Source organism: Spiroplasma endosymbiont of Cantharis lateralis, assembly GCF_964030855.1.
Lineage (GTDB): Bacteria > Bacillota_I > Bacilli_A > Mycoplasmatales > Mycoplasmataceae > Spiroplasma_A.
The window spans coordinates 1-22,819 of the sequence record NZ_CAXIQF010000005.1; the positions used below are offsets into that span (position 1 = coordinate 1).

Consider the following 22,819-nt stretch of genomic DNA (forward strand, 5'->3'; position numbering starts at 1 on the left):
CATTAAATTTAAAAAATATTTGATTTTTTTTGTTTGTTCCAATTTATGTAATTCAGAGTTCAATTTTGAAGTTAGTTCATTTAAAAGTAAATAATTTGTATGATTTACATTATCTCATTTTCGTTTTATCTCGATTATTTCTTTCATATTTCCTTCTATTTCAAAATTAATTTTTTTTATTTCATTATTAATATTTAAATTTAGTTTGAATATTTTTTCTAATTGCTCTTCAGAGATATCTTTTTTATAAAAATTATCATCAGTTTTTATTTGTTAATTCATTATATTTTTGGTCAATTTTTTTTATTTGATCTTCATATTTAATAATTTCATTATTCAAAATAGTAATTTTTTGTTTAATTTCTTTTGATTCTTTATATTTAATTCATGATTAGATTTTCATGAAATTATATCTTCAAAGTTTATTTTTTGTACTTTTCCTGAGGAATTAATAATTGGTAACTCAATGGGAAACAAATTATCTCTCATATAAATAAAATTATCCTTAATTGACGAATATTGACTCATTATTTTGGATAACAAAGATTTTTGAAAATACTTTTGTTTAAGAATATTAGTTATCTTTAATTGATCTTTAATATCATTATAGTGTTTATCAAAGTCTCTTTTCATTTTATTAACAGTCTCTATGTCATTAAAACCTTCAATATTATTTCTACTATTAATTTCTCTAATAGTAGCTTTATATATATCTTTATTTAACTTTAATTTTTGATTTTTCTTTTCCAAATTTTTACTATTTATTAAAATATTAAAGTCATTTTCATTAAATTTATTAGAGAAAACTCCTATAAGTAATTCCAAATTTTTCCTCTCAATAAATTGTGTATCATCAAATGATGCAAAATCTATTCCTCATTCAGATTGATCAATATAGAAAAATTCAAATATTGATGATAAATATGGACTAATTAATTCTGTACTTCTATATTTTTCTTGAAATCTAATTCAACCAATATTAAAAAGTTTATCTAAAACTCAATTAGAAAATGCCTCATAATTTAAAACTAAATTTGAGTTACTTTTATTTTTTTGATTTTTGTTACATTGAATTAATAATTCCATTTCTGAATCAAATAAATAAACTGTTCTCCTTTTATCAAATATTTTACTTACAATATAATATATTTCATTACAAATAGAAAATTCTAGTATTGTTGCTAAATTTTTTACTTCATCTTCTAATTCATCCAAGTCGATGGCACTACCTAATGAATAAAATATTGATTTTGCTAACGTTGATTTACCAGCCCTGTTTTCAGCTCTAACAAAATTAAAACCTTTTGAAAATTTTTGGTAAAAAAATTCCTTTTTATTATCGATATTAATAATCGTTATGGAGTTATATAATAAATTCATTCTTTTATTCACTTCCTACTATAAATAAAAGAATAATCAACGCAACTATTTTCTTATCAAGAATTAGCAATTGTTTTTCTAAATATCCATATAAAATAATATATAAATCATTAATTTTCTCATTAATAATTCCAATTCCTTTGTAATTTTTTAAATCCAATTTAATAATGAGATCATTTAAATTAAAAAATTTATTAGTTGTTATTATTATTTTAATTAGTGATTCTATTAATTCTAATAAACTCTTTTTATCATTATAGCAATTTCTTATTGTACTCAAGGCAATTTTAAGATTATTATTTTTGATAATATTAAAACTATCAACTAATAAAATATAACTATCATAAATAGCATCTAGAGAATAATCACTATAATTAAAATATTTGATAACTTGATTGAAGGTTTCAATATTTATAGAATTAGAATTAGTAGAAATATCTTCTATACTTTTTTCTAAGATTTTAATATCTGAATACAATAGCCTACCACTCAACACTTTATTTAAACATATATGAATTTCTTCTAAACTATCAATATCCAAACTCAACTTCTCTTTTGTTAAATAGTAATTTTTAATTAAAGAAAAATTTTCTAACTCTATATTCCTAATAGGCTTATTTACTATATTAAAATATAAATCTTTAATATCCTCAAATTTTAAATAAAAAGATTCATCATTAATTTTATTTAAAAATTTATTTTTAAAATTATCTGTTAAATTATCAAGTTTTTCTGGATAATTAACAAAATTAGTTCTATCACCTAATGAAATTCCCTTTCTATTTGTAAAAAATTCTCATGATATATTTCAAAGATTATAGTCACTAAATTTTGAAAAGTCAGTCTTTAAATTTTTAAAAAAACAAACTATATTTCTTTTATTTCAGAAATATTCACATATCCAGTTTTCACTTTTTCTGAAGCTTTTACTTGAATTGCTATTAGAGTTTTTTCCTTCTTATCAAAGAATAGTATGTCCTCCCCCATTCTATGAATAATATAAGTATCATCACTATTTGAAAAAATTAATTGCATAATTTTTTCAATTTCAAGTTTAAGACCAATTATTTGATTTTGTTCCCCTTGTTCTCTTACTAATATTCCACTCATATAAATACCTCAACCCTTAATTTAATTTTAATATACTTTTATAATATCAAATATATTATAATTTAATTCACAATTCTTTATTTTTATTTAAGATGTATATGAGTAATAAGCAATTATGTCCCTACATATTAACAAGCGATTATTTCCTTCTTTATAATCAATAAATGGAAGTTTTATGAAAGGACTACTACTAAATACCATTAAATAAGAACAACTAAGATTAATTAAGCAATTCTCTTTGAGAAAAGACTTTATTAAAAATACAACCTTTAAATTAGGTTATAATCTTAGACACACAAGAAGAAAACTTAAAGAATATCAAGAGATTGGAGCAAAAACTTTTATTCATAAAATACCTATAAAATACCTATAAATAAAATTCAACAATCATTTAAAGATGAAATAATTGAATTATTTCAAACTAAATATTATGACTTTAGTATTAAACATTATTGAGACCTAAATTGAAAAAAGAAAATAACTTACTTACAATTAGGTACATATTAATTGAAGAAAATATTTTAATTGAGACTCTTAACAGAAAAACAAAAAAAATATCTGTAAAATTTTAAAGGTCCTAAACCAAGAAAATTTAACAAGCGAGTATCTTTCAAAATCAATTATAACAAACAAACCCCACCCTACGCAAAAGAAAATTGTGAAATTTGGAGAGATATATGAAGCTGATACTTCAAATAATCAGTAAGTTAAAAACTTAAAATGTCTTTTGCATATTGTAATTGATAAAGCTAGTAAAAGGATTTTGGCAGGTTATTTCAATGAAAGAATGCGATACCCTAAGTTTACCAGTTTGCAATATTTGCAAACTGTTTTTTTCTATTTATATTATATTTAAAATCATGATTTAAATTTCACATTTCTACAAAATTTGCGAACTTATTATGAAAATCCTTCATTGAAGTAAATTCATTACTATATTGTTTATAAAATTTATTTTTCACTCATCCATTAAGTGATTCGGTTGGAGCATTATGTTTAAAACCCGCTTCAGACATAGAATGAATTAAAAAATTACTGTTCTTATTAACAAAACTAAATATCATTTTATTGGCAAATGCTGTGCCTCTATCTGTTTGTATTAAAAATTTGGATATTGAGAAGTTCTTAACATAATTTTTAATTTTATTAAAAACTTTAAAAGCACTATTACTATTTTCTGTTCTATTGAAGGAATAAGAAACTATATTGTTATTAGATCAGTTGTATCCAAAAATGACAACTTGATTTTCTAATACTCCCTTGATTTTTATTTTCATATGGCTTCCATCAACTCCAATAACATTTTCCTTTTTAAAATTGTTCATAACTAAATCTTTTCTAATGTAATTATTGTTCCTATTGATTACTAAGTTAGTTCTCTTATTTCTTTGAAAAGTAGGCATTTTGAATATATTCTCTCTTTCAATTTTTCTTATTTCTTTAATTGAAATATTTAGATTGTAAGTTTCCAGAATTCATTTATTGATTATATTAGCTCCTGAAACAAAGCCTTTAAAGGCTTTGAAGTATTGTTCAATATAAAAAGTAGCATTTTTTAAAACTTTTCTTTCAAAAATTGGAAAACTTGGTAATGCTAATTTCTCATTGAAAATTTTTATTGGGGATATTAGATCAAATCTTCTTTTAAATTTTGAATAACCTTGTTTAGATACATAAAAGAAATTAATTAATTTATTAGTTCCCATTCCATATAATGCTTCAAATTTGTATATTATACAAAAAGAATAATGCTTATAAATTTTTGTCTTTGTTATCTGAATTAAATCCCTCTTGCTCATTTTCATCATGTTGATGATCATCTCCGCTGTGCAAGAAGGAATGGACTTTTCCAAAATTTCATATCTTGCATTTGAAAGTAGTACTAATTCATTTGACTCCTTTAATTGTTTCTTTAATTTAGCTATTTCTTTTTCATAATTTTTTATACTTTTATCTTTAAAATCTTTTTTCAATTTATTTGCCATTATAGTAAACTCCTTACAAAAGTTAGTATTATTATAGTTCAAATTTGAGTATTCTCTATTTCATAAATAAACTAATTGTATTCCAGAAATTAAATTAAATTCTTCTACTAATTTTTTTGGTGTATAACCTTGATTAAACTTTTTTGTAACCTCTATTTTTAATTCTTTACTGTATTTTGTTTTTTTCATTTTTTCCTTTCATTAAAAAAACCAGTAGTAAAACTACTGGTAAACTTAGGTTACCTTTTTCTGAACAAGAAACTACTGAAAGTTATTATAATATCTATAAAAAAACCTTTAAACATTGGGGTTTACCGAAATTAAATGTCAATGATAATCACAATGTCTTGAGTAGTAAAAATAAGTGTGATCACTTTGGTGATAGTGTTTCAAATACACAATTGTAATTTATTTTTTCACTCTTTAGGAGTAAATACAAAAACAACTTCAGTCCCTCAAGAAAAAGCATTAGTCGAAAGGACTTTTGGAACATTACAAAAAAAGATGACCACAAATAATTAGTCCCTTAGATTTAAAAAATATTGAGCATCTAAATAATTATTTAGCCCCTCTTATTCAAGAATACAATCAAGATTTTTCAATCCCTTTAGACCAATTAGAATCAGTAACTAGAAAATTTGATTAAGAAGAAGATATTGTTTTCTCTTATCGAAGTGAAAGAATTATTGATAATGGTCATAATATTAGTTTTAAAAAAACTAAGTGATTTATTTGTAAGGGCTTTACTCCAATTTACTTTAAGCCAAAGTTAAAAATAATGTTTATGGAAACTATAAATAAAAAGTATTACCACTAATTGGAAATGACATTTATAATCTTATTCAAGCTGAAGATGAAAGTTTACATGGAAATGTTAAAACAACACTATCTAATGAAGAATTTGAAACTACTAAAGTACCCAAAATTAACTCTCCTTAGAAAGCAACTAACTGATATTTTTTTGATAGAAAAAGAAAAAATACAAGATCTATTTATTAGATAAATCTTGTATTTTGGGACATAATCGCTTATTATCTACATTTAAAAGTAAAAACGTATAAATTTTAATAATCTTTTTGAGTATAAAATGCAGTTAGTGAATAAGTAATTTGATTTTTAGGATGTAAAATATAATTTTTTAATGCAGTTTTTTTAGTTTTTTTAGCCTCTTCAATAATTTTGTGACCTTCATAAAGAATTTTGAAATTAAAATTTTTTGGTTGCATTTTATCAAAATCAATTGTTTCAATCTTCTATATTTAAATTTAAAAATACACCTTCTATTTTTTGATCATCTAAATTTATAGGTAATCCTAATAATTCTGAAAAAAGCATTAAATTATTTAACATTTCTCTTATTTTTTCTACTTTTATTTTTGACTTATAAAAATTTTCACTTATCATTTTATTTATTTCAATAGCTTTATTTTTATTTATTTCATTATTAGAAAAAATTACTTTTATATCTTCTATAGGATCCTTAAAACTATTTAAAGCCATTAATGACATTTTTATATTTAATATTGTTCTATAAATTTTAAAAATAATTCATCTTCATATTGATATATCATTTAAATCAGTAATTTCTTGAAATGACTTTACAAATAATGATATATCATCATTTGATATATCATTAATATTAATATCTAAACATTTACTTGACCCCAAATATAATAACTTAGTATTATTTTTCTCCTCATCATTTTCATGAAGATTTGATAGCATTAACATAAGATAATTAAAATTATGCGTCAAAATTATTATATTCTCATAGTAAGATCCTAAAACATTAAATAAATAATCTCTAATTGCGTGTTGTGTATTAACATCTAATGTTGAAACCGGATCATCAAGTATTATATACTTTAGTTTATTTTCTGTTGAATAAAATTCAGTAATTTTAACAAAAAATATAGCCAAAGCTAATTTATGCTTTTGTCCTTCACTTAGAGTATTTAATTTGCTTTCATCCAACATTTTTAGACTTATTTTTCTTTGAGAAGATTTTTTATCAATTACTATTTTCATTTCTCTATCACAACCAAAAGATTTTAAAAGAAAATTTAATTTTTCCTGCAAGTTTTTTTTATAAATATCATATTCTTGTTCTAATTGAAATTCTCATTTAGTTTTAAGTAAATTCATTTCATTTTCAATTATAGTTGGAGAATAATATTCATTTAAATTTTTATTCAAAATATAATTTCTAACTTCAATAAGCTTATCTTCTATAAAATCTAATAAAATATCTCTTTTTATTTTTATATCTTGATAAATAATTTCCTCATTTTCTGTAATTTTATTTTTAAAAATATCTATATCATCTTTAATTTTTTTTAAACTTTCTGTAATTAGTGGAAAATATTGAGTATAAATATCAGTTTTTAAAAATTCATTACAGCCATTAATTATTTCATTAGTTACTTCCAATAAATCACTTTTATTTTGCAAAATCTGCATTTCTAATTTATTTTTTCAGTTTTCTTTTTGATTATCAATATTTTTATTTTCACAAAAAAGACAATTATTAACACTCTCATGTAATAATAATCCATCTCTAATTCAATTTTTATATTTTTCTTTATCATTAGTTCTAAAAAAACAATTTTCTGCTTCTTTCATTTTATTTAAATTTTCTAAATAAGATGAATTTTTATTCTTAATTTCATTATTAAGTAAATCAATATCTTCATTAATAATTTTGTTTAAAATTTTATTATCTTTTATAAATTTTAAAGCTATTTGAATATTTGCTTGTTCATTGATGCTCCTAATAATTATTTCTAATTCTTCATCTGTTTCAATTTTAGTTTTTAAGAAAGCTTCTATTTTTATACTATTAAAATTTTCTTCATCTGTTTTATCAAAATCATAAGAAAAACTATAATTATTTTCAATATCTGAATATAATATTTCTACATTTTGGTAATATTTATTTTTCTGAAAAATTTTATTCAAACTAGAATTTATTTGATTTATTCTTTCTTTATTTTTTTTAAATTTTTCCTCTAATTTTATTAGTTGTTTTTTAATTTTAATTTCATGTTCATCAATAAGCAATTTTGTTAAAGAATCTTTAGTATTAGAATCATCTTTAATTCCATCTTTATCTACGATAAATAAATTTTTATTTATAAAATCAACATTAAATACTTTTGATTCATTAACTTTTATTTCTGCTTCTCTTGAAAATGTTGTTTTTCCAACACCATTTCCACCGTATATATATGTATTTTTTTTACTAATATCTATTGTGTGTTCAATTTTATTTTGAGGATTCATAAATATTATTTTGTTTTCATTTGTTTTCATTTTTACCCTTTTCCAATATTTTTTTTAATTTTTCTAATTTAATTTTTTTGAATAAAATTGCTTGCTGTTGTTTTAATAATTTGATTATCTAAATCCTTAATTTTTATATTTTTTTGTATATTAAGTCTATTTCAAATTTCTTCAGCTACATTTGGTGCATTTAAACCGTAAATTGCTACATTAATTCAATTTTTAAAATACCATTTATTCCTTTAATTCCGATAATGTTATTTGTACCAATCTCATCAGAAACACATAATAAAAGACTATTTATAAATTTTTCTATTTTTTATTAATTTCAGATTTTTTTTATTTTTGATATTTTGCATTTTGATCCTCTATTCTTTTCTTTTTGCTTGTTTTCTTGAAATAACTTCTGAATCTTAATTTCCAAATAAAATTATACTTAACAGTGATTGTCCAATAAATAAATTCACTTCCCTTTTTTATTTCCTATTTATTATACCTCCTAGATAAAAAAAGTGAGGCTAATAACTAAGCATATTATGTCAAGTATAGAATAGCTTTTTTATTCTATTTAGAACACCATGTTTCTCATGGTGTTTTTTTCATGCTTTACCATTATTCTTTTAAAATTATAAAATTGAATGTACTCCAAAAGTTCTTGAAAAGAGCTCAAGTTCTTTTGATATCACTCTTTTTTTAAAGAAGAGAAAAAAGTTTCACAAGCAGCATTATCTAGTGAGTTTCCAGGTCTACTTAAAGATATAGAGATTTTATTTATCTTACAATACATCTGACTAAAAATTGATGTATATTGAAAGCCATTATCTGAGTGAATTATTAAGTTTTTATTTTTTAGCATATAGCCTTCAGCCATTTTCAAAGTTCTAAAATAAATTTTATTATCATTTCTCATAGATATATCATATCCAACTATAAAGCCAGTATTAACATCATTCATAATACTCAAATATGCAAACTTATTATAACCATAAGGCAAATATGTAACATCCGTTACAAATAATTCACCTTTATCAAAACTATTTCATTGCCTATTAACAATATTAGGGTATTTAGAATTTCTAACTTTAATTTCTTTTGGTTTTATATTTCTCTTTATTCTAATATTTGATCTCAATCCCAAAAGTTTCATATATTTATAAACTAATTTATTTAAAAAATTGATATTATAAAAGCGCTTTAAAATTATATTGATTCTAGGATAACCATAAATATGATTATAATAATTAAATATCTCTAAAATATAATCGACTAAAACCTCATCAAACTTATAATTAAATGAGGGCTTTTCTTTTTTTACTCATCTGTAATAACTTGATTGTGTTGTTTTAAATGCTTTACATAAAAAAATAATTGATCAATCAGATTTATTTTTCTCAATATAGTTATACTTTAATTGTTGTTTTTTTCTGAATCCTCCAGGAATTGATTGAACTTTTTTAGTATCTCATTCTCCATTTCCAAAAGTTTATTTTCTTTTTAAGTTCCAAAATCTCTTTTCTAAATGTGTTATTTTTTAACTCTATATCAATTTTTTTAATTCCTGCGGTTTGTTCCTTTCTTGAAGAAATTTTCTTTAGATATTCAATTCCATACTCCTCATAGCCTAAAGTTCATTTTCTTGCAGCAGAATATGAAATATTATGTTTTTTTGCTAATTTCTTTCAACTTTGTTGATTAACTGCTCAGTCCTTTGCAACTTCTATTTTAGTTTCCAAAGATACCATATTAGATTTATTTCCTTTAAAATTTGCCATATAAAAAATCCTCTTCTATATAGAATTATATTAGAATTTTTTTATTATAACTCTATACATAGAGGACTATATTCATACAACAAATAGGAGTATCTTTTATTCTATGATAAAATTACTTGTTATAAAAAATTGCTTACATTAAAATAATTTATTATTAATTTTAATTATTTTTAATATAGTGATTATTTACATCTAAAATACTTTCTAGGATGCCATTTTCCATTAATTCATCCTTACTGGAAACTATTTTAAAATAGAAATCTTCAATATCCATATTTTCTAAAACACAATAATTATCTTCACTTTCATTTACAATTGTTATAAAGTTCTTACTGCATAATAATTCCTTATCAATAAATATTTTCAAATTAGTTAATACATAAATAATACATTTATATATTTTTTCATTACTGATTCCTTCTACCATTTGAAAGTTAGAAACTCATTTATATATAGTATTAATAGTATAAGTTATATTTTCATCAATTTTATAATTATTAAGTTTGTTCAACTCAAAATATTTTTTAATATATAATTCCAAATTCTTATAATCATACTGTCCTTGTGATTCATATAGCTCTTTTTCCATATAATAATTACAACTAACACATTCAGAGTCTATTTCACAAGGACTGTCATAATAATGAAAATCTTCATCTTTGAAAGCACTAACTTCTAAATTATCTGAAAATATTTTTAATTTTCTAAGCTTTTCTATTTCATTCAATAGATCATTTTTATCAGTTTCTTGAAAAAAATTAGAGTTGATTTCATAAATATTAACAAAAGGATTATTTTCAAAAATACCCTCAAGAAAACCATATAATGCTTTATCTGCTGTTAATATTACAAAGATATTATTATGAGATTTTAAATTTATCTGCTTAAAAATATCTAAAACAAGAAGTAAGTCCTTTGATTTAATTTCTGACTTTTTTGCATTACTGCTTTTATAAATTTTATCAAAAATATTCTTAGCAATTTTATCATTATAACTATCTTGCATGTATTTTGTTCTAAAAAAATACTTGCTTAGCTCATTTAATTTTTCTTTATGCTTAATTTCAATATCTACTAATTGTGGAATTAATAAAGTGTCTTCTAAATCTTTTGAAAATAAAAACCTTATTTCCTTATTACTTATTAAATTTGTATCAATAATAAAATTTATTTTATTCATAATTTCAATATCTCCTTTAAAAAAATTAGAAAATCTAAAATATTAAATTTTCTAATTCTACATTGGATTGCTTATTAGCATCAATTTCAAAAACTAAATTATAAATATTATTAGAGTTTGAAGATATCAATGGTAAATCCTTAGAACTAAAAAAATCAACTATAGAGTTTTCAATATCAACTGAAGGTAAACTATTTAATAATTTATTTTCCATAAATTTTGCATAAATTATAATACCTTTTATTTTTTCAATATCATCCTTATTTTCAAGAAAAGGAATTAATTCTTCACTAAATTTACTTAATAAATAACCATCTTTAGATGTAATCAAATTAATACAAACTAAAAAATCTGTTTCCTTATGTTCACAAAAAGTGTCATACTTAATTTTAAAATTTCTATCTGTATTATTTTTTACCTTAATCTTAAAATTTGCTCCACCATTATCATCATAAAATTCAAACCCTAGTTTTTTATTAAAGTTTTCTATTAATTTCTTCAGTTTAACTTTGTCGTTCTTAAATTTTGATAGGAATATTACTTCTCCAAATTTAAAAAAGTAATATTCCTTAATTAATTCTTTTCCATCAAACATTTTTATATAATAATCCAAGATTCATCCAAGATTCATTCTTTTATTTTCAAATATTATGTCTATTGCCCTTAATAAATCTATTGTAAATTCATCTGTTGAATAAAAGTCCTCAAGTACTTCCTTATCATTTTCTTTAGAAATTACATTGTACTTTATAACTTCAACAACTTTATCTTCTACTCCATCTACTTTAAAAGGGGTGTCACTAAAATACTCCAAGTTCTTATTCATAGTCAAAGTTCATTCATAGTTTGGTAAATATGTATCTTGAAGACTATTTATATATTTCTCCTTAAATTTTATTATTCTATACTTTAATGTTTTTTCTACTTCTATATCACAAACATCAAAATATTCACTTTTAAATTTTTCTACTGGAATGAGTTTATGCATTTCACTTAATACCCTCTCCTTCAAATTCTCTTGCTAATTTCTCTACAAATGAATTATCTACTTCTATGCCATTGCCAATTGCTTTAAAAAAAATATTTTCAATATTTCTCATGCAACTATAAAATTTAGATAAATCAGATGGCATTAATATTTTAATTATTTCTTTAACTTTATCTCTATATCCAAATCATCTGCACCTTTGTATCATTGTTGATGGATTAAATCCCTCTTCATTAAAATTTGTAATTAGCTCTAAAACTAGATTTGGAAATGTTATACCTCTACTTAATAAATTGCCACCAATTATAAAGTTAAATTTTTTAGAAAAACATATCTCATCTTCACTTTTTGAATTATAAATATTTATTGAGTAATTATCCCTTAATAAATCCAATTCTTTAGACAAAATCTCAAGTTCTTTTTTTAAAATCTTATTTGTTTTTGAATGTTCAGTTGTAGAAACAGATGTATTGATAAGAATAGAGAAATTTTTCTTTTTATTAATATATGAATTATAATTTTCTTTAAAAATTTCAATCAGTAAGCTTATATTTTTTTTCAACTCATTATTTTTCACTTCAATTATATATCTACTCTTATTCTGATGAAAAAAATTAAAACCATGATAATTTAGATCATTTTCTAATCCTAAAATATAATCTATTTTAATTCCCTCATCATTTATTTGTCTATTAAAAATAATGTTATTGTATGGAGTTGCAGTTACAGCTATGTAATTTGAGTTATCAACTTTATTTAGCAAGTCTTTTATAAGAGCAGGAATTTTTCTTTCCTCTTGTTCTCCTTCCATAAAATTATAATTAATACTTGCTATATCTGACTCATCATCAATTATAGCAATTTTGCATTTATTGATAAAAACAGACGTACTTACTATATTAATTAAATTCTCCAAATTAGTTTTTTCTTTTAATATTGGTATAAATAGTTTTGATTTAAACTTCCTATTTCCAATATCATCAATAAAAGATACTATACTTTTATCTGATAATGTCTTCATTTTGATAAAACCATTATCATTAAAATGAAATTTAAACTCTTCAAATCTATCAGAGTTTTGTCTTTTTAAAATATTAGTTGTTCCACATAATAAAATAACTATATCATACCCCTTATCAAATAGCATTGCAGTTGTAAAGATTGTGTTAATAGTTTTACCAGATTGAACTTTTCCAAAAATTAGCAGTCCCTTTTTATTATTAACTATATTATTTATGGCATTATCTATTCTTTTTAAATTAGTTTCAACAATATTTTCAAAATAATTGTTAGAAAAATTATTAGTTACCTTTAATTTTTCAATTATTCCATTTACTAAATCACTTTTAATATATTTTGGCAATTGTGTACTGTTATTTTTTAATTCTTTTTTAAAAAAATTTAAATCAATTTCCCAAACCTTATTCATACGTATATTCCTTAAATACTAAAAGTTTATTTATAAAATTTTGTGTTTCTTGCTCTGCTAGAGAGTTAGTTTCAAAACTTTGAAGATTTGAGTATAATTCTTCAGCAATTTGTATACTTAGCATAAAAGCAGTTTTATAATAAATTTCTTCCAAGTTTTTTGATTTATTAAAAAACTGGCAGTCAAAATTATAAGTTATTAACAATGAGTTTTCTCCTATAACACTATCAAAACTATACTTAAAATCAATCATGTTTTTCTGTTTATTTGTAAATTCAAATCTAAATTTTAATGCCTTATTAATTAAAGTAAAATATTTTTTATCTTTTGATGACTTTTCAGAAATACCTATTTTAACTTCACCTTTTTTTATAAATTTTTCTATATTGTTTGAAACAATTTCTTTTTCACTATTAATGATTATAGAGTCTATTTTTGAAATTTTTTTAGAGTTTGATGAAGATACTCTATTACTTTCTGATCTTTGGTGATCAACTATTTCATTACCAATTTGATTTAATAATAATTTGCTTGAAATAAACTCAGAGAATGATTTTGTAATGTCTTGAATAACTTCTGAATTAGCAAACTTGCTTTTATCATCAATAGGTTGAAATTCCCTTAATAGAATTTCATTATCTGTATCTAAATTAATTTCAGCTGTTCAATATTTATCAACAGTTACATAATCTCCACTTCTATTGAAGCCAAGTACTTTTTGATTAATTCTTGAGAAAACACTTGTGCTTGGATTTTTCTTATTATAATTTCCCATATTTATTGCTCTTCCATCTTGCATCAATACAATTCCAGAAAAAATATCTTGTACAGAAAATTCCTCTATATATTTATTATTTAGAAATGAAAAACTTACATCTAACAATTCAGTCTTACTTTCACCTCTCATAGAGTGATATGGCATTTTAAATTTTCAAGATGCAATACCCTTTTTAAGATCTCCTATAATTTTTTCAATATTTATTCCAAACGTATCTAAATACTCCTCTTGAACATTTGTCCCATAGAAGTCTGAGTATTTTTTTTCCAATGCATTAAAATCAAAATTTTCAAACTGTTTTAAAAAATCTTCATTATTAAATATATAATCCCCTAGTTTTAAATCTTTTTTTGTTATAAATATTTTTTGATCTTTAACTGTAGTTCTTATTTCAATATTTAATTTTAAATTCTCATTTCCCTCAATAAATTTATAATATTTCAAGTAAAGAAATAACAAAATATTATTATCTTTATATTTACCATCAATTTTAAATGAATTTTTTAATGGAAAAATTTTATCATTAAAAGTCTTTGCAGATTCAAAATGACTTTTTGAAATTGCAAAAACTGTACCGGTTCCATCTTTAGAAATTTTACTAATTAAATTTCTAAAGATTTCCAAATTTTGATTATTAATTTCTTGAATTTCCATACATTTTTCAATAGGAAAACTATCATTTTCTTTTGATATAATTTCATCAATATCCAAATATGTTCCACTTTCAGATAATAGTGTTTTTGTATATAACTCTATTTTTTTCCCTAATCAAAATCCTCCCCTTTTAAAACCAACATGTTTTCTATTAAAACCTATATTATCAAGTTGATCATATTTATTAAACAAAATTCATTTACTTTTAATATCTTTTGCATCAATTCCAGGGCCATTATCAATAAAAAATATTTTTTCTGCCTCATAATCAACTATCATTTCAAAGTTCAATTCTTTAAGATTTGCAATTTGACATGCAGAGATTGAATTATCAATAAATTCTCCAATAGTTGTTATTAAAAAATAATTATCAGTTGTAAATGCCTTTAAAAGTCCAGCTAAATTTAATCCACCACTTCTGTCCATTTTTATTCCTCCTCAGGGTATGGATATTGTTCTAAAAAATGTTTAATTATTTTATTTGATCTATTTTCAAATAAATTTTTATCAATTTTAACAATATCCTCATATTTCATTGAATTTTTTAAATAATTTAAAGTAAGTAAAGGAATATTATTTTCATATTTTTGCCCCTTTTTAGGTTTCTCATCAAATACAAAAAAGTTTCCAATCATTCTCTCAATTTTTGTAACTTGCTCTGGTTCAACTAGCCCCAAATCTTTTTTTTCAGAACTTGATATAGTTTTATTTTTAATAATACCATTAGTTGAAGATCTAAATAATAGAAAATCTTCATAAAGTTTGTCAAAATTATTATTATAATTAAAAGTCTTTTTATCTAAATAATATTTTGAAACCAATTCTTTTTTTAAACTCAAATCAGAGAAATCATATAATTTATTTTGTTTCAAAATTTCATAATTAACTTCAGCATTTTGATTTTCACTATTTGAAGTAAATAACTCTTTTTTTAAAATACTTTTATAATTTATGCATGATCTATAAACTTCTTCATTATCTCTTAACTTTTTAACAATTGATGGAAATTTTCTTTGAATATCTTTTGTTTTCGATGAGGGTAATAATGCAATTCTTCTTATATAAAAATTTGCTATCAAATTTGTATATTCTTCAAGTTCCTCTTTTGAAATCGACTCCATTAACATCTTTTTTACTAAGTAGATTTGCAAATATCCCGTAATATTAAATGAGTTAAATACTTTTAAATTTATTGTATCTCTTTCAAATTTTTTTGAAAGAAGGCCCTCAAATTTTCCCTTTAATATAATTAAATATGATACTACATATAAGTCCATATCAATAATCAAATTATCATAATTATCTTTAAAATTCTCATAAGAGTATTTTTTAAATAAATCATAAATTTCTCTATAATTATTTTGCATTTTCTCGCCATCTTTTTGTAGATTTACTGAAGGTTGTTTACCAGATCATATTGTTACTAGTTTAATTAAAAAATCATCCATTTTTTCGCCTAATGATCTAGATCAAATATCTCACTTTTTAGTCTTTATTGAATGTTGAACAATTGGATCTTCATATCCCATTAATATAAAATTTCTAACTAAATCAGTTAAAGACAAAGGTTTTCCAGTTGAATTAATTGATTCAAAAGTTAATTGCTCCATCTTTGGATCAGAGATTTTTATGAATGCTATAGACAATTTATTAAAAAGATTGAGAAAATTAAGACTCTCAATAAAGCTAATATTTTTTTGAAAATAATTTAAGAAAAAATTATACGCTTTTGCAATTTTATTATCAGCCAATTCATTTATTTCATTATTAAATAACTGAAATAAAAAGATTTTATCATCATCTAATGATTCTAATTTAATCTTATTATTAATAAATCTTATTTTATTATCAAAATCAGCTAGATTATTTTCAGCTCATAATAAACTATTATGATTCTTATAAAAATTTGAGAAAGCTACTGTATATATAAACATTGTAGTAAGTCTTTGTTGACCATCTAAAACAATTAATTTACTTGGTCGTTCAGAAACAATAATACTTCCAATAAAATATTCTTCTACACCCTTGTTCTGAATAATTTCTAAAGATTCCATAAATTGCTCAAGTTGAGTTAAACCTCATCTATATTGTCTTTGAAAAGTGGGTATTACAAACTGCAAATTTGATAGTAATAACTGAGTTGCAGACATTTTTTTAATTTCCATTAATATTTCCCCTTATAACTATTTAATTATAGCACTATATTTTTTTTATTTTTTTATTATAATAGTAAAAAAGGAGAAAAAAATGTATTATATACTAAAATTTCCATATGCATCAAAGAAAAAAATTGGTATAGGTTCTAACTCTAAATACTGCTTTTCTGGTAATGCTTACTATTTTGTAAATAAAGAGGATGGTTCAGTTTTTCATCAATTTGCAACTATTGATGATGGATTTGAATACAGATTAAATTCATTTGAATTGACAGAAAAAAAATATTGAAAAAGAAAAAATCATAGAGAGCCAAGAAATATTTTTTTTGATTGAAGCAATAAAGATAAGCAAACTCAAAAAATAAAAAGTGGAAAAATAAATGCAATTAATAAATATATTATAGAAAATTTTAATACAGTTTTAACTACTGAAAGTTTTATTACTGGTAGCAATTCAAGTGGATCTAAGAAAAATATAAAAAACTCCCCTATACTTATATTCTCCAAAGATATAAATTATACATTCAATTTATATAGATTTACAAATTTTTTTAATGATGTTTTTGAAAAAAATAAAAGTCTTTTAAAATTAGCATTTGAAGACAATTTTTCTAAATCATTAAATAACAAAGAAATTACATTGGAAGAATATTTTGAAAAATATAAAAATAACAAAAGAAAATTTATAATAGACTATAACTATTTCATGACCGATGAATTTAGTGAAGAAATAGAGAATTCAAATTTCAAGTTAGAGGCTTTCGATAAGGAAGCTGTTGATATACTTATTAATAGACATGATAATAATATAATCAGCTTAGATGAATTAAAAAGAAAATTGAGACTTATTTATTCTTCTCAAGTAAATGGATTTATAAGTAAGAGTGTTCATAGAGAATGTTATTTTAAAGATGTTAATTTTAATAGTACTGAAAAAGCTCACATAGTATCTTTTAATAGGCTTTTTAAACTTAAAAGATACTATGATGCTGTTGATCCAAAAAACTGTATATTAATTGACCCAACTTCACATACTCTATTTGACAAAAATATTATTACATATAATTTAAAGGGTGAGGTTATAATAATAAAACCAAACTTAATAAAAGATGAAAAACTTTATAATTTAGATATTAATTTGTTAAAATCTATTGGTGCTTACAAATTTTTAGAAGAAAATTATAAGCATTATTTAGATACAGGAGCTAATTGTATATAATATGAAAATAAATATATTTGAAACATTCGCTGGAATAGGTTCTCAATCAAAGGCATTAAATAATTTGAAAAAAAAATATAAAGATTTTGATTTTGAAGTTGCTTATCTTAGTGAATGATATATTGAAGCAATAATTGCATATTCTGCTATTCATAATAACCAAAAGTCAAAAAAATATTTGGAATATTATAATGAGAATATAAATATAATTAAAGATTTTTTAAAAACAAAAAACTTTTCATCTAACTCAAAGGATCCAATAAAGGATATATTAAAATTTAAAGAAGAAAAATTAAGAAAAATTTATGCCTCTGTTAAAATTAATAATAATTTAGTTGATATTACAACTATAAATGGAGAAAAATTAAAGAGAAAAATTGATCTTTTAACATACTCTTTTCCCTGTCAAGATCTTTCAATCGCAGGAAAAGGTTTAGGAATGGAAAGAAATTCAAATACAAGATCAGGATTACTTTGACATATTGAAAGAATTTTAAGTGAATTAAACTCATTTAAAAATTTACCAAAATACTTATTAATGGAAAATGTTACAGCTATAAAAAATTCTAAACATATTAAAAATCTTGAAGAGTTTAAAATAATATTAAAAAAAATGGGTTATACTTCTAAGGATTTTATTTTAAGTGCAAGTGATTTTGGTCTTCCACAAGATAGAAAAAGATATTTTTTAATATCAAAATTAGAAGATTCTAATTTTGATATATTCCCGAAAACAAAAATATTAATTAAAAAATTTAAGGATTATTTAAAAGTAGATGAAATGAAAGTATCAAATAGAAATGAAATTTATATTAAGTCAATAAAAAATAAGATTAAATTAGAAAAATTAGAAAATCCTTTAAGCATTAAATTTAAAAACCTTGGAGTTTATCCTACATTTAATCAAGCCAACATTGTTACTGGAATAGAAAGAAAAACAATATCCACAATTACTTTCTCAGGGGAAAATTCAAGACAAAGAGTTCTAATTAAAGAAAATAATAAATTTATTGTAAAGCAATTAGGACCAAGAGAAAATGTATTACTTATGGGCTTTGATAAAAGTGATTTTAATAAAATGAAAAGAGCTGATATCTCAAATGAAAAAATAAGGGGATTAGCTGGAAATTCTATCGCAGTAAATATCCTGGAGGCAATCTTTGAAGAACTTTTCATTCTAAAATAAAATTTAATAGAACTTTCTAAAAAATTATTATTTGTCAGCTTTTAACTTCTCTAGTTTATAAATGTCTGAAAAATTTTTATATTATTTTTTAATGATAATCTTAAGTATATCTAATAAGCAATATACTTATAAATTTCTATTTTAATACTATTAAACTAATCTATTTTAAATATTTGGAACTTTCAATTTTAATTTATAAGTTTTTTTTTTTTTTTTATGTTACATTAACTAATAGATTACTTAGGCTATGTAAAGAAAAGTAATCTATTTATTTTGGATTAAAACCTTAATAGTCTGTTTAAATAGATTTAAAGACTCAAATAAAATATTTAAGTGAAAATATTTGACATCAGTTTTTGAATTTTCTGTAAGTAATTTTTTTATAGTCTTTTAAGTAGGCTTAAATAATCTTTATTCCCATTCATTACTAATTTTTTTTATTTTTTTATAAAATTAATTAATCATATTTTAATTCAATCATAAATTTGTATATCTTATATTCATATATCATTAAACCCATTCTGTTGTAGTAAAAACTAAATTATGGTATTTTTTTACTTATTAATATCTAACAACTATTAATTTATTATTTTTAATTCACAAATAATATAATCCTCCAATTATATTAAATATTTTACATAATAAAATAATAACTAATTTATCTTTTAGTTTGAAATAACCAATATTTTTTTATATATTAAGTTTTTAGTTTTTTTGAATTAATTTTTTTTTAAGACTTTATTTTAGGATTCTTTAATTTCCAATCTCATAAATCTATTTTAAATTTCTTCCTAAATAATTTTTGCTTTTAATGTTTTTACTTAAAAAATATAGTCAGGAAGTTATATTTAAGATTATTTTTATTTATTAATTTTTAAGATTATTCCATTTTGTATGCAGAAATTAAAAATTAATTAATCATATTTTTTATCATTATAAATTTTAAATTAGAAATAGAAATAATAAAGATAAAATTACACCACAAAACTCGGTAATTATAGTGTAACAAACTCATTTATTTTTTCTTTGAATTACTTTTAAACAGATGTCAATTTGATAATTCATTTGAGCAATGATATTATCTTGATTTCAATATTCCTTTTCTCTTGAAAAAAAATTGTACTTTTTATCTTCTTCATATTGAAATTTTTTTATAAAAAATGTTTTTGATGGAAGTAATCCAAATAAAAAACACCCTATTGGGAATAATAATGTCAAAATAACTCCTACAAAATTTAAAAAGTTTAACTCTTTAAAATTAGTTATTCCAAGAAAAATTAATGAATTAGTTGCTGAAATTGATGCACCCAAAATATTTAACTTATTTTCCAAATACTTTTGTTCTTCTTTTAAAAAAAATAATTCTTTTTCTACTATTTTAATATTATTCATAACCTACTCCTTTCAACTAATATTTGTAAAATTGAATTTCTTTGATTTATATTTAAAATCTTTTTTATCATCGTCAATTAACTTTGAATAAAAATTTCTAGTAACTGCGATATTATAAGTTACATTTGATACTTTCTTAGGAGTTATCCCTGATAATTTTGAAGCTTTTGAAATAGAATTTCCTACATATAAAACATTATTAATCTTCCCTGGCATATTTTTAATTTTTTCAATATATGTTTCAGCATCTCATGCAATCCCAATACCTGCATTAAATCCATAATTATACATTTCATTGACTCAGGTTTTAAAGTTCTTTATGTAACTATTTATATCTATTGCACAATGATAAACATTAGTAAAGTTTTCATTATTATTGTTGACATTGCAAATAGCAATAATGCCATCTCCTGCATATATATAATTGTAAAAACATCCTCTGTTCTTCAATAAAATAAAACATTCTTCAATAAAAGGTTTAATAACTTCAATTGTCTTTTCATTACCAATTTGTGATTTCATTTGTGTTGAATTCCTAACATCCACTGATAAAGCAATAATAGATTGTTCCTTTTCTGTAAATGACTCTGTGTAAAATCTTTTCTTAGCATTTCTTTTATTATATTTTGAACCCATTTTTTATCCTAATTTCCTTTATAATTATTCTAAAGTAAATTTCTATATTATTCTAGTAATTTTAATATACTTTTTTTATGATGTACTGTTCCTTTTTTTCGGACACCTATATTTTATAACTAACTCTATTATTATTATAAAAATATTGATACATTTTCAAATTATAAATATATTCATTTACAACATTGTATTTATATCCTTCCTTAATTGCTTCTCTTTTAAGAGTACTTCAAAAACCTTCAATATATCCATTGTCCGTTGATCTACCAATTCTAGACATACTTAAGCCAAAACCAAATCACATTGTAGCTAAGCGATATTGATAAGATTTAAATTCTGAGCCATTATCAGAGTGAATAATTGAGTTTGGTTTAAAAGTTCCAAACTCATTAACCATATTAAAAAATGACTCTAATACTAATTTCATACCTTTAATATTTTTAGTTACCAAACCATAAACTTTTTTAGTGTTTACATGATAAAAAGCACAAGTATATAGTTTGCATCCTGCTATTATTTTCTCTGTAATATCTACAGAGAAAATATCTCCATAATTTTTCAAATCTGTTTGATATTTGAATAATCTAGGATACTTACCAATTTTTTCTGGAGTAACTGATTTATTCTTTTTTATTTTATAGTTATTAGGTTTTAACTTTAGAAACTTCATTATTCTCAGAATTTTTTTATGACTACAATTTAAATCTAAATACTTCAATAATCTTCTAGATCCATAGATTTTAACTTCATTTTTATAAACATCATTAATTCTCAAAACTAAATCTCAATTAATAGCCTTAATTTTTGGTTTACCTTTTGATATTCAATCATAGTAAGTACTTTTTGCTAGATCAATTAGTCTGCAAAGTCTTCTAATTGCAATATTTGGGTATTTAATTGTAAAGTTATAAACTACTTTTGATTTAAATGTGTTTAACTCTCACTTATTTACTTCTTTCTATCAATCATTTCTCTTAATTCTTTAAACATTTCATCTCTTAATTTTAAATCTTCACTCTCTCTTTTTGATTTTTTAAGCTCTTTTTTTAAATTTATAATCTCCTCATTATTGGCTTTAAAGGACTTTTTAAATCCATTTCTTCCATTTTCATCATAAATTTTTATTCAGTTTTTTAATCTTGATTTATCAATTCCTACTGCTTTTGAATACTGCGTTAATAATAAATTGGATTTATAAAAATTTAATACTAATTCAATTTTTTGATTTATTGAATACTTAGTCAAAATAAAACCTCTCTTCGTTCACAAATATTTTATATCAATATATAAAGTATTTTTAAAATGTGTCCGAAAAAAGGTTACACTACAATACTTTTTTTATGAGTTATGAGTAATAAGCGATTATATCGTTACATATTAACAAGTGACTTTGTCTTTGTTAATAATCAATAAATGGATATTTATAATAAAAGTGTAGATAAATCTACACTTTTAAATCTCTTGTTCATTTTCATTGTTTTCTCTTTTTATAGCTAAATTGTTTAATCAATCTTGCTTATTTTTTGTAATTTTTCAAATTTCATAATGACAATATGCAATTACAAATCCTAAAAAAATCCTAAACCAATAGTTGCTAATAAAAGTTCTCAAATATTTCTACTTTTTACTCTTTTACAAACAATAATTGTAAAAATTAATATCCAAGCTAAAA

The 22,819-nt window shown here is 21.7% G+C and carries 21 protein-coding genes; 4 read left to right on the forward strand and 17 right to left on the reverse strand.

Annotation, left to right across the window (positions count from 1 at the left end; translation table 4 throughout):
- Positions 1-303 precede the first annotated feature (303 nt).
- The 3 genes from AAHM99_RS01390 to AAHM99_RS01400 all read right to left on the reverse strand — a co-directional run bounded on the left by AAHM99_RS01390 (position 304) and on the right by AAHM99_RS01400 (position 2,490).
- Positions 304-1,380: a hypothetical protein gene (locus AAHM99_RS01390; protein WP_342274999.1), complete on the reverse strand. Its 1,077-nt coding sequence runs from the start codon at positions 1,378-1,380 to the stop codon at positions 304-306.
- Positions 1,381-1,384: 4 nt separating this feature from the next.
- Positions 1,385-1,921 carry a hypothetical protein gene (locus AAHM99_RS01395; protein WP_342275000.1) on the reverse strand — a complete coding sequence of 179 codons (537 nt, stop codon included), beginning with the start codon at positions 1,919-1,921 and terminating at the stop codon, positions 1,385-1,387.
- A gap of 326 nt (positions 1,922-2,247) precedes the next feature.
- The gene (locus AAHM99_RS01400; RefSeq protein ID WP_342275001.1) at positions 2,248-2,490 is read right to left on the reverse strand and encodes a hypothetical protein; all 243 of its coding nucleotides are present in this window, start codon (positions 2,488-2,490) and stop codon (positions 2,248-2,250) included.
- A 238-nt stretch (positions 2,491-2,728) separates the two neighbouring features.
- On the opposite strand from AAHM99_RS01400, the gene AAHM99_RS01405 reads away from it, so the two are divergent.
- Positions 2,729-2,863: a hypothetical protein gene (locus tag AAHM99_RS01405; RefSeq protein ID WP_342275002.1), complete on the forward strand. Its 135-nt coding sequence runs from the start codon at positions 2,729-2,731 to the stop codon at positions 2,861-2,863.
- Positions 2,864-3,293: 430 nt separating this feature from the next.
- On the opposite strand, the gene AAHM99_RS01410 is transcribed toward AAHM99_RS01405, so the two are convergent.
- Positions 3,294-4,664, reverse strand: coding sequence for a hypothetical protein (locus tag AAHM99_RS01410; RefSeq protein WP_342275003.1), 1,371 nt, complete (start codon positions 4,662-4,664; stop codon positions 3,294-3,296).
- 295 nt (positions 4,665-4,959) lie between these two features.
- On the opposite strand from AAHM99_RS01410, the gene AAHM99_RS01415 reads away from it, so the two are divergent.
- Positions 4,960-5,121, forward strand: coding sequence for a hypothetical protein (locus tag AAHM99_RS01415; RefSeq protein ID WP_342275004.1), 162 nt, complete (start codon positions 4,960-4,962; stop codon positions 5,119-5,121).
- 418 nt (positions 5,122-5,539) lie between these two features.
- On the opposite strand, the gene AAHM99_RS01420 is transcribed toward AAHM99_RS01415, so the two are convergent.
- From AAHM99_RS01420 to AAHM99_RS01460, 9 genes are all read right to left on the reverse strand, one after another.
- A complete protein-coding gene (locus AAHM99_RS01420; protein WP_342275005.1) occupies positions 5,540-5,701 on the reverse strand; it encodes a hypothetical protein in 162 nt (53 codons plus the stop codon).
- Position 5,702: 1 nt separating this feature from the next.
- The gene (locus AAHM99_RS01425; RefSeq protein WP_342275006.1) at positions 5,703-7,787 is read right to left on the reverse strand and encodes an AAA family ATPase; all 2,085 of its coding nucleotides are present in this window, start codon (positions 7,785-7,787) and stop codon (positions 5,703-5,705) included.
- Positions 7,788-8,325: 538 nt separating this feature from the next.
- Positions 8,326-9,198: an IS3 family transposase gene (locus tag AAHM99_RS01430; protein WP_342275062.1), complete on the reverse strand. Its 873-nt coding sequence runs from the start codon at positions 9,196-9,198 to the stop codon at positions 8,326-8,328.
- A 13-nt stretch (positions 9,199-9,211) separates the two neighbouring features.
- The gene (locus AAHM99_RS01435; protein ID WP_342275007.1) at positions 9,212-9,529 is read right to left on the reverse strand and encodes a helix-turn-helix domain-containing protein; all 318 of its coding nucleotides are present in this window, start codon (positions 9,527-9,529) and stop codon (positions 9,212-9,214) included.
- 160 nt (positions 9,530-9,689) lie between these two features.
- Complete coding sequence (locus AAHM99_RS01440) at positions 9,690-10,709, reverse strand: hypothetical protein (protein ID WP_342275008.1); 1,020 nt, start codon at positions 10,707-10,709, stop codon at positions 9,690-9,692.
- A 34-nt stretch (positions 10,710-10,743) separates the two neighbouring features.
- Positions 10,744-11,697 carry a hypothetical protein gene (locus tag AAHM99_RS01445; RefSeq protein ID WP_342275009.1) on the reverse strand — a complete coding sequence of 318 codons (954 nt, stop codon included), beginning with the start codon at positions 11,695-11,697 and terminating at the stop codon, positions 10,744-10,746.
- Positions 11,690-13,126 carry a Z1 domain-containing protein gene (locus tag AAHM99_RS01450; protein WP_342275010.1) on the reverse strand — a complete coding sequence of 479 codons (1,437 nt, stop codon included), beginning with the start codon at positions 13,124-13,126 and terminating at the stop codon, positions 11,690-11,692. Before AAHM99_RS01450 ends, AAHM99_RS01445 begins: the two co-directional genes overlap by 8 nt.
- Positions 13,119-14,984 (reverse strand): ATP-binding protein, encoded by a 1,866-nt coding sequence (locus AAHM99_RS01455; protein ID WP_342275011.1) that lies wholly within the window; start codon positions 14,982-14,984, stop codon positions 13,119-13,121. The genes AAHM99_RS01450 and AAHM99_RS01455 overlap by 8 nt, the downstream gene beginning before the upstream one ends.
- A gap of 2 nt (positions 14,985-14,986) precedes the next feature.
- Entirely contained in the window at positions 14,987-16,723 is a 1,737-nt protein-coding gene (locus AAHM99_RS01460; RefSeq protein ID WP_342275012.1) for a DUF262 domain-containing protein, read from the reverse strand.
- Between the two features lie 82 nt (positions 16,724-16,805).
- On the opposite strand from AAHM99_RS01460, the gene AAHM99_RS01465 reads away from it, so the two are divergent.
- Together AAHM99_RS01465 and dcm are read left to right on the forward strand one after the other, a co-directional pair.
- Positions 16,806-17,933 carry an MAG4270 family putative restriction endonuclease gene (locus AAHM99_RS01465; protein WP_342275013.1) on the forward strand — a complete coding sequence of 376 codons (1,128 nt, stop codon included), beginning with the start codon at positions 16,806-16,808 and terminating at the stop codon, positions 17,931-17,933.
- A 1-nt stretch (position 17,934) separates the two neighbouring features.
- Positions 17,935-19,119 (forward strand): DNA (cytosine-5-)-methyltransferase, encoded by a 1,185-nt coding sequence (dcm, locus tag AAHM99_RS01470; protein ID WP_342275014.1) that lies wholly within the window; start codon positions 17,935-17,937, stop codon positions 19,117-19,119.
- 942 nt (positions 19,120-20,061) lie between these two features.
- Here the strand turns inward: dcm and AAHM99_RS01475 are convergent.
- The 4 genes from AAHM99_RS01475 to AAHM99_RS01490 form a co-directional block, all read right to left on the reverse strand.
- The gene (locus AAHM99_RS01475; RefSeq protein WP_342275015.1) at positions 20,062-20,511 is read right to left on the reverse strand and encodes a hypothetical protein; all 450 of its coding nucleotides are present in this window, start codon (positions 20,509-20,511) and stop codon (positions 20,062-20,064) included.
- 3 nt (positions 20,512-20,514) lie between these two features.
- Entirely contained in the window at positions 20,515-21,147 is a 633-nt protein-coding gene (locus AAHM99_RS01480; RefSeq protein ID WP_342275016.1) for a hypothetical protein, read from the reverse strand.
- Between the two features lie 106 nt (positions 21,148-21,253).
- Entirely contained in the window at positions 21,254-21,817 is a 564-nt protein-coding gene (locus AAHM99_RS01485) for a DDE-type integrase/transposase/recombinase (RefSeq protein WP_342275017.1), read from the reverse strand.
- A 278-nt stretch (positions 21,818-22,095) separates the two neighbouring features.
- Positions 22,096-22,392, reverse strand: a complete 297-nt coding sequence (locus tag AAHM99_RS01490; RefSeq protein ID WP_342275018.1) for a hypothetical protein — start codon at positions 22,390-22,392, stop codon at positions 22,096-22,098.
- Between the last annotated feature and the right edge of the window lie 427 nt (positions 22,393-22,819).